The organism is Comamonas sp. Z3, from assembly GCF_008121565.1.
GTDB lineage: Bacteria > Pseudomonadota > Gammaproteobacteria > Burkholderiales > Burkholderiaceae_C > Comamonas > Comamonas brasiliensis.
In genome coordinates this window covers 64,195-80,262 of the sequence record NZ_VOQU01000005.1, presented here as the reverse complement: position 1 = coordinate 80,262, position 16,068 = coordinate 64,195, and the positions used below count along the sequence as shown (strand labels likewise).

Genomic DNA, 16,068 nt, shown 5'->3' with positions numbered 1-16,068 from the left:
GAAAAGCGGTTACATAGTCCGGGTGGACTAATCAGTCCGCAAGACTAGGCCTGCCGACACGGACCGGCATCCGGGATGCCCCCAAGAGCCGGTCACTCATGTGACGGCCGGCGCGGCCTGGCGCGGTTCGCGCTGGTGGGGCCCCGCGCCCTGGCTTACCATGCGCCAATGCCTCATGAATCACGCCTGCAGCAATCGCTGCGCCAGCTACTTGCCAGTCAGCGCACCGCCGCCCTGGCCGTTCAGCCCCAGGCCGGTTCGTCGCCCCCCGGATATCTGCCCGCCCCGGGGCTGTCCCTGGTGCCCTGGGCCTGGAGTGGCGAATTCAGCTGCCTGGTGCTGCATGTCAGCGCGCTGGCCGGCCACACACAGGCCATGGAACTGCATCCCGCCGTCAGCCTGCTGGTCAGCAGACCCGAATCGGCCGAGCAAGCCGTGCATGCGCTGGAGCGCATCAGCATTCAAGGCGTGGCATCCACGCCGCCGCGCGACAGCGCCCTGTGGCAAGGTGCCCGTGCCAGCTATCTGGCGCGCTTTCCCGAAGCCGAACCCATGACGGCGCTGGGCGACTTTCGCTTTGTCTGCATCACGCCGCAAGGCGGCAGGCATGTCGCCGGCTTCGGCGCTGCGCGCGATGTGGACGAGCACGATCTGATAGCCGCCCTCAACCCGGCGGCCTAGTCTTTGCTGGCCTGGCGCACATGCGCTGCGACCCGTTCCATGCAGGCCAGCGGCTGTCCCTGCACCAGCGCCTGAACATGGTCCTGCCAGATCTGCCCCTGCTGCTCCACGCTTGCGTCCAGAAAGCACTGCAGCATCTGCTGCGGATCTGCACAGGGCTGATAGTGATAGGGATCGCGCCGCAGGCATGCCGCGCGCAGATGCAGGCCCAGGGCCTCCCAGGTCACGGCCATGCCCTGCAGGCGCTGCCACTGGTGCAGCAATTCATGGGCGAAGACCCCTGCCACCAGGGGATGGGAAAGCCGCAGCGGCTGATGCGGGTCCTGCTGTTCAAAAAAGCTGCGCGGCAGATAGATCCGCCCACCGCCCAGGGACAGCGCGCGCCTGGTATCGCCCAGACGCCGCACATGCAGACGCATGCCGGGCAGCAACTCATCGAGCGCAGTGCCAAAAAGCCGCTGCACGAATTCGGTCTCGACCGGCATCAGGCTTCGCCGCCAGAACATCATGCGACAGGCCGCACGCAGGACGGATTGCACATATCAAAGACTCCCGGCATGCTCTAGCACTCGAAGACCTGGGCCGGCTGCGGAACCTGCACCGAGAAATGCAGGCGCTCGTGCAGCAGCGTGGCCAAGGCCCGGGCGGCATGCGGCTCCCCATGCACCACAAAGGTCTGCTGCGGCGGGCGCTCGAAGCCGGCCGCCCAGTCCAGCAGGGCCTGCTGGTCTGCATGGGCCGAAAAGCCGCCCAGGGTATGGATGCCGGCACGGACCTCGACTTCATCGCCCAGCAGGCGCACCTGCCTGGCACCATCGACCAGCCTTCGGCCCAGCGAACCTTCGGCCTGAAAGCCGCAGATCACCACCGCGCACTCGGGTCTGGACAGATTGTTCTTCAGATGATGCAACACCCGTCCTGCATCGCACATGCCGCTGGCCGAAATGATGACCGCGCCGCTCCTGATGCGGTTGAGCTTGATGGAGTCCTCCACATCGCTGATGAAATGGATGTGCGGCGACTCCTTGAGTCGCTTGACGCTGCCCAGCAGTTGCCGGGCCTCTTCGTCGAACACGCTGAAGTGGCGCAGCGTGATATCGGTGGCCGCCACGGCCATGGGCGAATCCACAAAAATCTCGATCGGCGGCAGGCGCCGCTGCTGGATCAGCTGCAGAAAGTGATAGAGCAGCTCCTGGGTGCGCCCCACGGCGAATGCCGGGATCACCACATTGCCATGGGGTGCCGTGCGCGTGACCACATCGACCAGCTCCTCCAGGGTATCGCCGGTACTCTTGTGCAGCCGGTCGCCGTAGGTGGACTCGATGAGCAGCAGGTCGGCCTCCTTGATCGGCGTGGGATCGCGCAGAATCACCCGTCCTGGCTGGCCCAGATCACCGCTGGCCACCAGCTTGCGCGTGCCGCCCTGGCCGTCTGCCAGCCACAGCTCCACAATCGCCGAGCCCAGAATATGCCCGGCATCCTGAAACCGCACGACCACCGAGGGATGAGGCTCGAAGCGTTGCCCGTAAGCCCTGGCCTGAACCTGCTCCAGCGTGCTCGCCACATGGGCCAGCGAATACAGCGCAACCACAGGCTCGCGCTCCTTTCGCTTGCCTTCGCGCTGACGCCTCGCCGCCCGATCGGCATCCATCATCTGGATATGGGCGCTGTCCTTGAGCAAGACCTCTAGCAGGTCCCTGGTGGCCAGGGTCGCATAGATATCCCCCTTGAAGCCCCGCGCCACCAGCTTGGGCAGCAGGCCACTGTGGTCGATATGCGCGTGGGTCAGAACCACAAAATCCAGACTTGCGGGATCAAAAGCAAATGCCTGCTGGTTGTGCTCGTCGGCCTCACGGCCGCCCTGAGCCATGCCGCAGTCGATGAGAAAGCGACAGTCATGCGCCTGGACCAGAAAGCAGGACCCCGTGACCGACTGCGCCGCACCGTGAAAAGTGATGTTCATGAAGCATCCATTGAAGATCCACATGGACCGCTGATGAATCTAGCACCACTGGCGCCTGAGCAGCCAGAGACGCAGGCCTTGCCTTGACATCCGTCAAATCCACCGAGCCAGGCCGGTCCCTGCAAGCAGGCCGAAACCCCGGTCTGCATGAGCGCCACGTCCAGTTCGGCGGCATCGCCGGCCCGGTAGCGCTTCTGGATCAGTGTCAAAGTCTCGCGATAGGCAGCCAGACTCTGCTCAACAAGCCAGCGATCGGTCTGTAGCTAACGCAGTTGCAGTGCAGTTCGTTGTGACGACGGCCGAGGGCGGATCCTCGTGCAGAACGCGGAAATATTTCAGCATGGCGTAGGCTCCCCAGACCTGGGAATAGGCGCAACGCGAAATTCAGTGATCATCAACCAACTGCTTGGTGAACTGAGGTATCGCGTGCCCAAAAAATCAGCATTCCAAGACTATGGGCTTCCAGGAGCCTGAGCACGCTCGCAACGGGTACCTAGCGACAGATAACTGATCCACAGTTGTCGGCATTTATCGCACGGTGCCGCGCAGAGGAAGCAGAAATTGAGATTCACTTTTTCGAAGTTCCCTTGAGTGCCGAGCATTTGGGCTGGCTGCGGTCGGGCGACTTCATGATCTAGCTCGCATATACGGTCGATGTCAGCTATGGCATCGTTGCCGAGCCTATCTGGCAAGGTCCATTGGAGATTGTCCTGCCTGCCCTGCACCAGCTGCTCGTTCACAAGGAGGCTCCGCTCAATGAACTCGGCGGGTATCCGCCCGTGCGGTGAGACCCGAAGGCATGCGAGGGCTGCTGCACTGCAGCTTCGGGCCATAGGCATAAATACCAGCAATATTAGAGCGCCAGTCTCAAGCGCTTCATGGAGCCGGACTGTGCACAAACAATGGCTCCGGCCTGATCACACCTCGCTCAGGGCTGACCAGGCACGGAGCCGACCGATGCAGCAGCACCGCGCTAACAGGGACCGGCTCGGCCTCAGCCGCGTGCCGCCACCGGCTCGCCGCTGTCCCAGCCTCCGCCCAGCGCACGGATCAGCGCCACCGTGGCCGTGTACTGCGCGGTACGCACCTGCAAGGCCTGGCGCCGGTTGCGCAGTTCGTTGCGGCGCGCATCGAGCAGCTCCAGCTGGCTCACCAGACCGTTGCGGTAGCGCACATCCGAGAGATGGGTGGCGCGCTCCGAAGACTGCACGGCCTGCCCCAGCACATGGGCCTGACCCGAGAGCAGGCGCAAGGCACTGAGCTGATCCTCGACCTCCCGGAAGGCTGCGAGCACCTGACCGCGCTGGGCGGCCACTGCGGCCTCCAGGCGCGCACGGGCGCCCTCTTCCTGTGCGGCCCGCTGGCCGCCGTCGAAGATGGGCAGGGACAGCAAGGCACCTATGCCCCAGGAGCGTGCCGACCACTTGAACAGATCGCCGAGCTCCGGCGAGGCATAACCGCCATTGCCCGTGAGTGTGATGGCCGGAAACCATGCGGCCTGGGCCACGCCCACACGCGCCTGGGCCGCCAGCACCGAAGCCTGGGCCGCCGACACATCGGGGCGGCGCGCCAGCACCGTGGCGGGCACGCCTGCCGGAATCACCGGCAGCGCTGCCAGCACCGGCTGCGCTGCCAGCGTGAAGCCAGTGGCGATATCGCCGACCAGCACGGCCAGCGCATGCGTGAGGGCCGCCTGCTGGCGCTCCAGCGCCAGCGTCTCGGCCTCGGTGGCCGAAACCTCGGTCTGCATGCGCGCCACGTCCAGTTCGGCCGCATCGCCGGCCCGGAAGCGCTTCTCGATCAGCGTCAGAGTCTCGCGATAGGCCGCCAGACTCTGCTCGACCAATTGGCGTTCGGTCTGCAGCGAACGCAGCTGCAGATAGGTCTGGGCCACATCGGCCTGGACCATCAGGCGCGTGCTCTGCAGCAAGGCCTCGCGTGCATTGGCATCCTCGCGCGCCGCTTCGCTGGCCCGCGACAGCCTGCCGAACAGATCCGCTTCATAGGAGAAGTTCAGGCCGGCGGTGACCAGGGTGGCGGGCTGCATGCCGCTCGCGGTGTTCAGTCCGGCCTGGCGCACAGCGCCGCCCGAGGCCCCGATCTGCGGCTGCCGCTGGGCATCGGCCGAGCGCAGCAGCGCGCGGGCTTCGGCCAGGCGTGCCGCAGCGGTCTGCACATCGGTATTGGCTTGCCCCGCACGCTCCACCAGAGCGCTGAGTTCGGCGTCGGCAAATACCAGCCACCAGGCCCCGCGCGACTGGGCCTCGGCCGGGGCGGCCTGTGTCCAGCCTGCGGCTGCGGCCTGGGCGCTGAAGCTTGCGGGCACGGCAACGCCGGCATGCTCGGCCACCGTGGGCGGTGCGCTGGCGCAACCCGCCAGCACCAGGGCTGCCGTCAGCGCGCTCAGGGACGGCATCAGGGATCGAATGCCTTGCATCGTATTCATATCGGAATCCATGGTTGATTGGGGCTTATTCGTCATGGCCGCGCGGCGCAGCAGGCATGGGCAGGGCCGAAGCACCGTGACCCGGCTCGCTGATCGGCGCCACATGGCTGCCATGCTGCTGCAGCGGACGGTTGCCGGCCAGGCGGCGCAGCACCACATAGAACACGGGCGTGAGGAACAGGCCGAAGGCCGTCACACCGATCATGCCGGCGAATACCGCCACGCCCATGGCGCTGCGCATCTCGGCACCCGCGCCCGTGGACAGCACCAGCGGCAGCACGCCCATGACAAAGGCCAGCGAGGTCATGAGGATGGGGCGCAGGCGCAGGCGACTGGCTTCGATGGCGGCCTGCACGGGGGTGCGGCCGGCAAATTCGAGCTCACGGGCGAACTCCACGATCAGGATGGCGTTCTTGGCCGACAACCCCACCAGCACGATGAGCCCGATCTGCGTGAACACATTGTTGTCGCCACCGCTCAGCCACACGCCGGTCATGGCAGCCAGCAGGCCCATCGGCACGATGAGGATGATGGCAATCGGCAGGGTCAGGCTTTCGTACTGCGCCGCCAGCACCAGAAAGACCAGCAGGATGGCGATGGGGAACACCAGCACGGCGGAATTGCCGGCCAGGATTTCCTGGTAGGTCAGCTCGGTCCACTCGAAACCTATGCCGGGCGGCAGGGTTTCGGCGGCAATGCGCTCGACGGCGGCCTGGGCCTGGCCCGAGGAGAAGCCAGGCGCGGGCCCGCCATTCACATCGGCGGCCAGAAAGCCGTTGTAGCGCATGGCGCGCTCGGGCCCGAAACTGGGTTCGAGCTTCATCAGCGCCGACAGCGGCACCATCTCGCCCGTGGTGGAGCGTACTTTGAGCAGGCCCACGTCTTCGGCACGCGCCCGGTAGGCGGCATCGGCCTGGACGCGCACGCTATAGGTGCGGCCGAACTGGTTGAAGTCGTTCGCATACAGGCTGCCCAGGTAGATCTGCAGCGTCTCGAAGATATCCGTCACCGGCACGCCGAGCTGGCGCGCCTTGGTTCGGTCGATGGCGGCATAGAGCTGGGGCACGTTGACCTGCCAGCTGGTGAACAGGCCGGCCAGCTCCGGTGTCTGGTAGGCCTTGGCCATGAAGGCCTTTACGGCCGCGTCCATGGCGTCGTAGCCTAGCGAGGCTCGGTCCTCGATCTGCAGCTTGAAGCCGCCCGTCGTTCCGAGGCCGGCCACGGGGGGCGGCGGGAACATGGCGATAAAGGCTTCCTGGATGCTGCCGAAGGCCTGGTTGAGCTGGCCCGCCACGGCAGCGCCGCTCTGGTCGGCATGCGTGCGCTCGGCAAAGGGCTTGAGCGTGACAAAGACGATGCCCGAGTTGGAGCTGTTGGTGAAGCCGTTGATGGACAGTCCGGGGAAGGCGATGGCGTCCTCCACATTGGGATTGTTCTTGACGATCTCGCCCATGCGGCGGATCACGTCTTCCGTACGGTCCAGCGTGGCGCCATCGGGCAGCTGGGCAAAGCCGACCAGGTACTGCTTGTCCTGGGCCGGCACAAAGCCGCCGGGCACCAGCTTGAACAGGCCCCAGGTCGCGCCCACCAGCACGGCATAGATCACCAGCATCAGCGCCTTGCGGCCGATGACGCGCTGCACGCCGCCGCTATAGGCATCGGAGCCGCGGCGGAACAAGGCGTTGAAGCGGCTGAAGAAGCCGCCCAGCACGCGCTCCATGCCGCGCGTCAGTGCGTCCTTGGGAGCGTCGTGGCCGCGCAGCAGCAGCGCGGAAAGCGCAGGCGACAGGGTCAGCGAGTTGATGGCCGAGATCACCGTCGAGATGGCGATGGTCACTGCGAACTGGCGATAGAACTGGCCCGTCAGGCCGCTGATGAAGGCCAGCGGCACAAACACGGCCACCAGCACCAGGGCGATGGCGATGATGGGCCCACTCACCTCCTGCATGGCGCGGTAGGTGGCCTGGCGCGGCGACAGACCGGCCTCGATGTTGCGCTCCACGTTCTCCACCACCACGATGGCGTCGTCCACCACGATGCCGATGGCCAGCACCAGGCCGAACAGGCTCAGGGCATTGATGGAAAAGCCCAGCAGGTGCAGCACGGCGAACGTGCCCACCACCGAGACCGGCACGGCCAGCAGCGGAATGATGGAAGCGCGCCAGGTCTGCAGGAACAGGATCACCACCACCACGACCAGGGCGACAGCTTCCAGCAGGGTCTGGATCACGGACTTGATCGAAGCCCGCACGAACTGCGTGGGGTCGTAGGCGATGCGGAACTCCACACCTTCAGGCATGTGCTTTTGCAGCTCGGCCATGGTGGAGCGCACATTGGCCGAAATCTCCAGGGCGTTGGAGCCCGGAGCCTGGAACACGCCCATGCCCACGGCGGGGTCGTTGTTGAGCAGGGAACGCAGCGAATAGTCGGCCGCGCCCAGCTCCAGCCTGGCCACGTCGCGCAGGCGCGTCACGGCGCCGTCGGAGCCGGTCTTGACGATGATGTCGCCGAACTCTTCCTCGGTCTGCAAGCGGCCCTGGGCATTGATGGACAGCTGCATGTCCACACCAGGCAGACCGGGCGAGGCACCGACCACGCCGGCCGCGGCCTGCACGTTCTGGCCGCGGATGGCTGCCACCACATCGGCGGCCGAGAGACCGCGCTGCGCCACCTTCTGCGGGTCCAGCCAGGCACGCATGGAATAGTCGCCGCCGCCGAATATCTGCACCTGGCCCACGCCCTGGATGCGTGCCAGGCGGTCCTTCACATTGAGCACGGCATAGTTGCGCAGATAGTCGATGTCATAGCGGCCGTTGGGCGAGACCATGTGCACGACCATGGTCAGGTCGGGCGCGCTCTTGACCGTGGTGATGCCCAGGCGGCGCACTTCCTCGGGCAGGCGCGGCTCGGCCTGGGAGACGCGGTTCTGCACCAGTTGCTGGGCCTTGTCGGGATCGGTGCCCAGGGCAAAGGTCACGGTCAGCGTCATCACGCCGTCGGTCGTGGCCTGGCTGCCCATGTAGAGCATGCCTTCCACGCCGTTGATGGATTCCTCCAGCGGCGTGGCCACGGTTTCGGCAATCACCTTGGGGTTGGCACCCGGGTACTGGGCGCGCACCACCACCGAGGGGGGAGCGACCTCGGGGTATTCCGAGATCGGCAGCGTCCGCATGGCGATCAGGCCAGCGAGAAAGATGAGCACCGACAGCACACCCGCGAAGATCGGGCGGTCGATGAAAAATCGGGAAAGGTTCATGGTGTCGGAGGATTAAGGGTTCTCAGACCGTGGGTTGCTTGGCGGCGCCGCGGCCATCGGCCAGCTCGGCCTTGGCGTCCATGGGCACGTCCTGAGGCGCGACCATCACGCCGGGGCGCACACGCTGCAGTCCGTTGACGACGATGCGCTCGCCGGCCTTGAGGCCCGAAGTGACCACACGCAGGCCGTTCACCGGTGCGCCCAGCTGCACCTCCCGGTACTCGGCCTTGTTGCCCTCGCCAATCACCAGCACGAATTTCTTGCTCTGGTCCGTGCCCACGGCGCGCTCGTTGATGAGCACGGCCTGGGTGGTCTGGGGCTGCCCCATGCGGATGCGCGCGAACTGACCTGCCATGAGCGTGCCGTCCACATTGCCGAACACGGCGCGCACACGCACCGTTCCGCTCTTGGCATCGACCTGGTTGTCTATGAGCTGCAGATGACCGGCATAGGGCGTGCCGCCGCTGGTGCCCACGCCCATCTGCACGGGAATGGTTTCAATCAGCGCACGCGTGCTGCGTCCCTGGCTTGCGCTCTGCAAGCCCTGCAGCGCCTGGGCCACGATCTGCTCGTCGGCGTCGAAACTGGCATACATCGGGTCCACCGACACCAGGGTGGTCAGCACCGGCGCTCCGGCTCCCGAGCTCACGAGATTGCCCACCGTGACCTCGATGCGGCCTACGCGCCCGTTCACCGGAGCCTTGACCTGGGTGTAGCCCAGATTCAGCCGTGCGGTCTGCAGCGCCGCCTGGGCGGCGCGCAGATTCGCATCGGCCTCGCGCCGGGCATTCACGCGCTCGTCGTATTCCTTTTGCGCGATCGCCCGCTCGTCCCACAGACGCGTGGCGCGCTCGGACTCGCTCTGGGTATAGGCCATGCGCGCCTTGGCGGCCACCACCTGGGCTTCGGCGCGATCGACTTCTGCCACATAGGGAGCCGGGTCCACGGTGAACAGCAGATCACCGGCCTTGACCAGCGCGCCTTCCTTGAAATGCACTGCCTGCACCGCGCCCGAGACGCGCGGCTGCACATCCACGCGCTGCACGGCTTCAAGGCGGCCGGAGAATTCATTCCACAGCGTCACGTCCTGCTGCAGAACCTGGGCTGCCGAGACCGGCACGGCCGGCGCTGCGGCTTGCGCAGCCGGCGCTTGCGCGTGCGATGCCTGCAGGCCCAGCATGGCGGCGGTCGTGGCGATCACGGCAGCGGCGACGCCGGCGGCGGCCCAGCGGCGGCGATTGGAGAGTTTGGAGTGCTCGTTCATGGCAATGTCTTTGGTTCAAGGGTTGAAAGCGGTAGCGGCTCTTTCGGCGGCAGGCAAGACTCATCCCTTCCAGCGCTCAGGCCAGGAATCGAATGAGGAAGAGAAGAAAAAGCGCAGCCGTGCTGCGTCCGTCCCGGAGGGCCGGATCAGGTCAGCGGTATCAGCAGGGAGAGGTCAGCTCAGAGCCGACATCGGGTGGTTTCGAAAAACTGGCGCAGCTGCTCCTGCAACTGCGCGGCGCAAGGGCATGACTCGGGCGGCTGCTCCAGCAGTGCCTGCGGCCATTGCCCCGCTTCTGCGAACACATGGCGAAACACGCTCAGGCCGGCAGCTTCCAGCCGCGCGCCATAGTTCAATGCCTCATCCCGCATGGGGTCGGCCTCGCCGACCAGAATCAGCGTCGGCGGCAGTCCCGCGAGGCGGCGGGCCCTCGCCGGCACCGCATAGGGGTGCTCCGCATCATGCGGCTCGCCCAGGTACTGGCACCAGCCCGAAGCCCATTTGCATTCGACGGACTCGCCCTGGGCGGCACGCTGCGAAGGCGTGGCCGAGCAAGGGTCCAGCATGGGAGAGATCAGAATCTGCCCGGCCAGCGGCGGCTGCTGCTGATCGCGCGCCATCATGCAGACGCCGGCCGCCAGATTGGCGCCGGCCTCTTCACCGGCCAGATAGAGCGGAGCGCCCTTTCCGGCCAGCTTGGTGCGTTGCTTGTAGGCCCACAGCAGAACCTCGTAGCCCAGCTCCAGCGGACGCGGAAACGGATGCTCGGGTGACAGCGGATAAGCCAGCGACACCACACAGGCCCCGGCCGCAGCCAGCGAGCTGCCGACGGTGCAGCCGTTGTCCAGATCCCCGGCCACAAAGGCGCCGCCATGGAAATGCAGCACCAGCGGGACCACTTCCCCGCGTCGCTTGCCGCCATACAGGCGTACCTGGGCCTGCACACCGTCGGCCACGGAAATCGTGGTGTCGGCATGAGAGATCGGCTGCGATGCGGTGGCTTTGGTGTTTGACATGGTTTTTCCGGACAGGACCGGGTGATGGAACAGAAATGTAGCAACAGCAATTGATGGCATAAACCCCGCAAACGCGGCCACACTGTTTCCAATTCTCGAACAATGACGGGGTGAGCTGTGTGTGAGAATCCCGCATCCTCGGCGAGTCCGGGTTTTCGCGAGGACAAGGAGATCCCATGGATCAGATACAGGCCATGCGTATTTTCGCGCGGGTCGTGGAAGCCGGCACTTTCACGCGTGCAGCCGATTCGCTGCAAATGCCAAAAGCCAGTGTGACCAAGAACGTTCAGGCGCTGGAAGAGCGCCTGCGCGTGAAGCTGCTCAACCGTACCACGCGTCGCGTCACCGTGACCGCCGATGGAGCGGCCTACTACGACCGCGCGGTGCGCCTGCTCGCCGACTTCGACGACCTCGAGGCCAGCGTCAGCCAGGCCCGCACCACGCCGCGCGGGCGCCTGCGCGTGGATGTGGGAACCACCGTGGCGCGTCTGCTCATCATTCCCCATCTGAGCGAGTTCCAGTCCCGCTACCCCGAGATACAGATCGATCTGGGCGTGAGCGACCGCACCGTGGATCTGATCAGCGACAACGTGGACTGCGTGATCCGCGGCGGCGAGCTCTCCGACCAGTCCCTGGTGGCGCGCCGCATCGGCAATCTGGAATTCATCACGGTTGCCGCACCCGACTATCTGCAGCGCCACGGCGTGCCCCGGCATCCGCGCGATCTGGAGTCCGGCCATCGCAATGTGATCTATTTCTCCCCGGTCTCGGCGCGGCGCTATCCACTGGAGTTCCACAAGGGCGGCGAAGTGATAGAGATCGCCAGTCCCGCCCACCTGGGCATCAACGAAGGCAATGCCTATATCAGCGCCATCCTTGCGGGCCAGGGCATAGGACAGCTCAGCCGCTTCCAGATTCACAAATACCTCGAAAACGGCCAGCTGCAACGCGTGCTCGAAGACTGGAAGCACCCTCTGCTGCCGATCTACGTGGTCTATCCGCCCAACTCCCACCTCAGTGCCAAGGTGCGGGCCTTTGTGGACTGGGTGGTGGAGCTGTTTGCGCGCAACCCTCTGTTGCAGGGCGAAAGCCGGCCCGCCTAGACAGGCAGGGCCGCACTCGTCAGGCCGTCAGGCCGGCCTCACTGCTGCAGCTGCGCCCAGACCTTGTCCAGCCGCTTGGCGCTGACCGGATAGGGCGTGCGCAGCTCCTGGGCAAAAAAGCTCACGCGCAGCTCCTCCAGCATCCAGCGGTACTCCTGCATGCGGGCATCGACCTGGCCCTTGCGCTCGGCCACCAGCCGCCAGTAGCGCTGCTCCAGCGGCAGCAGCTCCTTGAGCTTGGCGGCATCGCGCGCCGGATCGGCCCGGTACTTGTCCAGGCGCGAGGTAATGGCCTTGAGGTAGCGCGCGTAATGACCGAGCTGCGCCCAGGGGGCCACGGCGATGAAGTTCTTGGGCATCAGCTTCTGCAGCTGCTCGCTCGCGTCCTTGGTGGCCTCGGGCGCGTTCTTGGTGTCCTTGATCTTGCGCGCGGCGGCCGCGTACTCGGCAAGGATCGTGGCCGACATGCGAGCCACCTCGTTGGCAATCAGCGTCAGGCGGCCACGGCCGTCCTGCACGCGCTGCTTGAAGTCGGCCTCGTTGCTCGGCAGCGGCTCCTGCAGGAAAGCGCGGTCGATGGCCACGTCGATGATCTGGCCGCGCAGCTCCTCCTGCGTGCCCAGCGGCATATAGGCCACGGCCATCTTCTGCAGATCGGGAAGGTTCTTCTCCAGATACTTGAGCGCATCGCGAATCTGCAGCGCGAACAGGCGGCGCAGACCCAAGCGGTGCTTCGCGGCGGCGACCTCGGGTTCGTCGAAGACCTCGATGCCGACAGCATCGCCATGGTCGATCAGGGCCGGAAAGCCGATCAGCGTGGTGCCGCCCTTCTTGATTTCCATGAGTTCGGGCAGCTCGCCAAAGCTCCAGTCCCTGTAGCGCGCATCGTGCGGCTGGGCTGGTTTGCCGGTCTCAGCCTTATCATTTTTAGGAGCTGCCTGCGCTTTCCCAGTAACATTTTCAGATACTTTTGACCATGAAATGCTTGTACTACTTACGTTAGCAGCTACCTTTAATGAAGCAAGTGCCTGAAAAGCGCCGCGTGCCTTGGCGCCCCACTCGGCCTTGAGCGCGCCCAGATTGCGGCCCTGGCCGAGCTGGCGGCCATGCTCGTCGGTGATGCGGAAGTTCATGAACAGATGCGGGCTGAGCATGTCCAGCTTGAAGTCGGCGCGCTTCACATCCAGCGAAGTCTCGCCCTGCACCTGCTTGAGCAAGGCATCGATGAGTCCACCCTGGGCCCAGCGTTCGCTTTGCGTGAACAGCTCGGCCAGCCGCGCCGCGCTCTCGGGCAGCGGCACAAAGCGGCTGCGCGGGCGCTGGGGCAGGCTCTTCAGGAGCGCCTGGATCTTGTCCTTGAGCATGCCCGGCACCAGCCATTCGGCGCGCTCCTCTGACACCTGGTTGAGCACGAACAGCGGCACGGTGACCGTGATGCCGTCGCGCGGGTCGCCGGGGCTGTGCAGATAGCTGGCGCTGCAATCGGCGCCGCCCAGCTTCACGGTCTTGGGGAATTTGTCCGTGGTGATGCCCGCCGCCTCATGCCGCATCAGCTCGTCCCTGGACAGGCGCAGCAGCTCGGGCTGGTTGCGGCTCTCGGCGCGGAACCACTTGTCGAAGCTTGCGCCGCTGTAGACATCCCTGGGCAGATGCTGGTCGTAGAAGGCAAAGATCAGCTCGTCGTCGACGAGCACGTCCTGGCGGCGGCTCTTGTGTTCCAGCTCCTCGACCTTGCGCATGAGCTTGAGGTTGGCAGGCAGGAAATGCCATTGGGTTTCCCACTCGCCCTCGACCAGCGCCTGGCGGATGAAGAGATTGCGCGCCTCGTGCGGATCGACGCGGCCATAGCTGACGCGGCGGCCGTTGTAGACCACCAGGCCGTAGAGCGTGGCACGCTCCAGCGCAACCACATCGGCCTGCTTCTTGCTCCAGTGCGGGTCCAGCAGCTGCTTCCTGAGCAGATGCCCGCCCACCTCTTCCAGCCACTGCGGCTCTATGGCCGCAATGCCGCGGCCGTACAGGCGCGAGGTCTCGACCTGCTCGGCCGCCACAATCCAGCGACCGGGCTTCTTGCTCAGGTGGGCGCCGGGATGCGGATGGAACTTGATGCCGTGCGCGCCCAGATAGCTCTCGCTCTCCTCGGCCTTGTAGCCGATGTTGCCGAGCAGGCCCGACAGCATGGACAGGTGCACGGCCTCATAGCCCGCCGCCTCGTTGTTGAGCAGCCATTTCTGCTCCTTCACCACCGTCAGCAACTGGGAATGAATATCGCGCCACTCGCGCACGCGGCGGATATTGATGAAGTTCTGGCGCAGCAGCTGCTCCCACTGGCGGTTGCTGATCTTGTGCGTGGCCTCCTCGTCATGCTGGGCCTGCTCGGCAGGGTTGAACAGCGCCAGCCGCTCTTCCACCGTGCCTTCGACCTGCGCGCCGCTGGCGCGCTGGCTGACGGGCAGGAAGGCCTGGTTGCGCGCACCGGGCTTGGCGGCCGGCGCGTGCTGGGCCGCCATTTCCTTGCGGCTCTTGGCCACGACCTTGCCGCCGCGCGCATCCGACAGCCACTTCCACAGGCGCAGATAGCCGCTGAACTCGCTTTTCTCGTCGTCAAACTTGGCATGTGCCTGGTCGGCCTGCTGCTGCGCTTCCATGGGCCGGTCGCGCACATCCTGCACGCTGAGGGCCGAGGCGATGATCAGCACCTCGGCCAGGGCGCGGCGTTCGCGCGCCTCCAGGATCATGCGGCCCACGCGCGGGTCCAGCGGCAGGCGCGACAGCTCCTTGCCCATGGGCAGCAGATGGCCGTGATCGTCCACCGCGCCCAGCTCGGCCAGCAGCTGATAGCCGTCGGCAATGGCGCGGCCCGAGGGCGCTTCGAGGAAGGGGAAATGCACCACATCGCCCAGACCCAGCGACTTCATGCGCAGGATCACGCCGGCCAGCGAGGAGCGCAGGATTTCGGGGTCGGTGAAGCGGTCGCGGCTGACAAAGCTCTCTTCGTCATACAGGCGAATGCAGATGCCGTTGGCCACACGGCCGCAACGGCCCGCGCGCTGGTTGGCCGCAGCCTGCGAGATCGGCTCGACCAGCAACTGCTCCACCTTGCTGCGGAAGGAGTAGCGCTTGACACGTGCCGTACCGGCGTCGATCACATAGCGAATGCCCGGAACCGTGAGCGAGGTTTCGGCCACATTGGTGGCCAGCACGATGCGCCGTCCTGTATGGCCGTCAAAGATACGGTCCTGCTCGGCCTGCGACAGGCGCGAGAACAGCGGCAGCACCTCGGCGCTGCGCAGCGTGGGCGAGTGCTGCAAATGCTTGCGCAGATGGTCGGCGGCTTCGCGAATCTCGCGCTCGCCGGGCAGGAAGATCAGGATATCGCCGCCCTTGCCGCCGGCCCAGAGCTCATCGACGCCATCGGCAATGGCGTCGTTCAGATCCTTGTCCTTTTCACCCTCGAACGGGCGATAGCGCATCTCCACCGGATAGGTACGACCCGATACCATGATCACGGGCGCAGGACCGCTCTTCGATTCGAAGTGCTTGGCAAAGCGGTCCGCATCGATGGTCGCCGAGGTCACCACCACTTTCAGGTCCGGGCGCTTGGGCAGGATCTGCTTGAGATAGCCGAGCAGAAAGTCGATGTTCAGGCTGCGCTCGTGCGCCTCGTCGATGATCAGCGTGTCGTAGGCCTTGAGCAGCGGATCGGTCTGGGTCTCGGCCAGCAAGATGCCGTCGGTCATCAGCTTGACGGAGGCGTTCTTCTGCAGCGTGTCCTGAAAGCGCACCTTGTAGCCCACCACTTCGCCCAGCGGGGTGTTGAGCTCCTCGGCAATGCGCTTGGCCACCGAGCTGGCGGCAATGCGGCGCGGCTGGGTGTGGCCGATCAGATGGCCGCGCACCTGGCCGTTGGCATCGGGGACGGCATTGAGCCTGCCCCGGCCCAGCGCCAGAGCGATCTTGGGCAGCTGCGTGGTCTTGCCCGAGCCGGTCTCGCCACAGACGATGATGACCTGATGGCGATCCATGGCCTCCATGATTTCCTGGCGACGGCTGGATACGGGGAGCGACTCGGGGAAGTTGATCTTCAAAGACATAAGGGCTGGGATTATCCCCGTCCTTGACCGGTCTTGCGCAGTGATGGCAAAAGCAGCCGTGCCGCGCCATTTTCAACGCCCTGCGTTGGGCCGCCGACAGCGGCTGCAGCCGCCTTCATCGCGGGGACAGCAACGCTTGCTATGCTCGCGGCAATTTTTGTAGGACTTACGCAAACAAGAATGCGACAACGGCCTGCCTTCTGAGGCCGTCGCCCGACCTGAACCCGTTTTGCGCAAGTCGTGTT

The 16,068-nt window shown here is 65.5% G+C and carries 9 protein-coding genes and 1 pseudogene; 3 read left to right on the top strand and 7 right to left on the bottom strand.

Annotated elements, in window-relative coordinates; translation table 11 throughout:
- Window positions 1-168: 168 nt before the first annotated feature.
- A complete protein-coding gene (locus tag FSY59_RS15725) occupies window positions 169-681 on the top strand; it encodes a pyridoxamine 5'-phosphate oxidase (protein WP_019043702.1) in 513 nt (170 codons plus the stop codon).
- Here FSY59_RS15725 and FSY59_RS15720 read toward each other — a convergent pair.
- Both FSY59_RS15720 and FSY59_RS15715 read right to left on the bottom strand, forming a co-directional pair.
- Window positions 678-1,166, bottom strand: coding sequence for a hypothetical protein (locus FSY59_RS15720; protein WP_370458236.1), 489 nt, complete (start codon window positions 1,164-1,166; stop codon window positions 678-680). The genes FSY59_RS15725 and FSY59_RS15720 overlap by 4 nt on opposite strands.
- A gap of 77 nt (window positions 1,167-1,243) precedes the next feature.
- The gene (locus tag FSY59_RS15715) at window positions 1,244-2,644 is read right to left on the bottom strand and encodes an MBL fold/beta-CASP domain-containing RNA metallo-hydrolase (protein WP_050874761.1); all 1,401 of its coding nucleotides are present in this window, start codon (window positions 2,642-2,644) and stop codon (window positions 1,244-1,246) included.
- A gap of 509 nt (window positions 2,645-3,153) precedes the next feature.
- On the opposite strand from FSY59_RS15715, the pseudogene FSY59_RS27700 reads away from it, so the two are divergent.
- A pseudogene (locus tag FSY59_RS27700) lies at window positions 3,154-3,429 on the top strand (LysR family transcriptional regulator); the annotation flags it as partial.
- Window positions 3,430-3,638: 209 nt separating this feature from the next.
- Here FSY59_RS27700 and FSY59_RS15700 read toward each other — a convergent pair.
- The 4 genes from FSY59_RS15700 to FSY59_RS15685 all read right to left on the bottom strand — a co-directional run bounded on the left by FSY59_RS15700 (window position 3,639) and on the right by FSY59_RS15685 (window position 10,626).
- Window positions 3,639-5,102, bottom strand: a complete 1,464-nt coding sequence (locus FSY59_RS15700) for an efflux transporter outer membrane subunit (RefSeq protein WP_019043694.1) — start codon at window positions 5,100-5,102, stop codon at window positions 3,639-3,641.
- Between the two features lie 13 nt (window positions 5,103-5,115).
- Window positions 5,116-8,346 (bottom strand): efflux RND transporter permease subunit, encoded by a 3,231-nt coding sequence (locus FSY59_RS15695; protein WP_043372607.1) that lies wholly within the window; start codon window positions 8,344-8,346, stop codon window positions 5,116-5,118.
- A gap of 22 nt (window positions 8,347-8,368) precedes the next feature.
- Window positions 8,369-9,610 (bottom strand): efflux RND transporter periplasmic adaptor subunit, encoded by a 1,242-nt coding sequence (locus FSY59_RS15690; protein ID WP_003055574.1) that lies wholly within the window; start codon window positions 9,608-9,610, stop codon window positions 8,369-8,371.
- Window positions 9,611-9,789: 179 nt separating this feature from the next.
- A complete protein-coding gene (locus tag FSY59_RS15685; protein WP_043372605.1) occupies window positions 9,790-10,626 on the bottom strand; it encodes an alpha/beta hydrolase in 837 nt (278 codons plus the stop codon).
- A 176-nt stretch (window positions 10,627-10,802) separates the two neighbouring features.
- On the opposite strand from FSY59_RS15685, the gene FSY59_RS15680 reads away from it, so the two are divergent.
- Window positions 10,803-11,729, top strand: a complete 927-nt coding sequence (locus FSY59_RS15680; protein ID WP_003055576.1) for a LysR family transcriptional regulator — start codon at window positions 10,803-10,805, stop codon at window positions 11,727-11,729.
- A 38-nt stretch (window positions 11,730-11,767) separates the two neighbouring features.
- On the opposite strand, the gene hrpA is transcribed toward FSY59_RS15680, so the two are convergent.
- Complete coding sequence (hrpA, locus tag FSY59_RS15675) at window positions 11,768-15,823, bottom strand: ATP-dependent RNA helicase HrpA (protein ID WP_148729284.1); 4,056 nt, start codon at window positions 15,821-15,823, stop codon at window positions 11,768-11,770.
- Window positions 15,824-16,068: the final 245 nt, after the last annotated feature.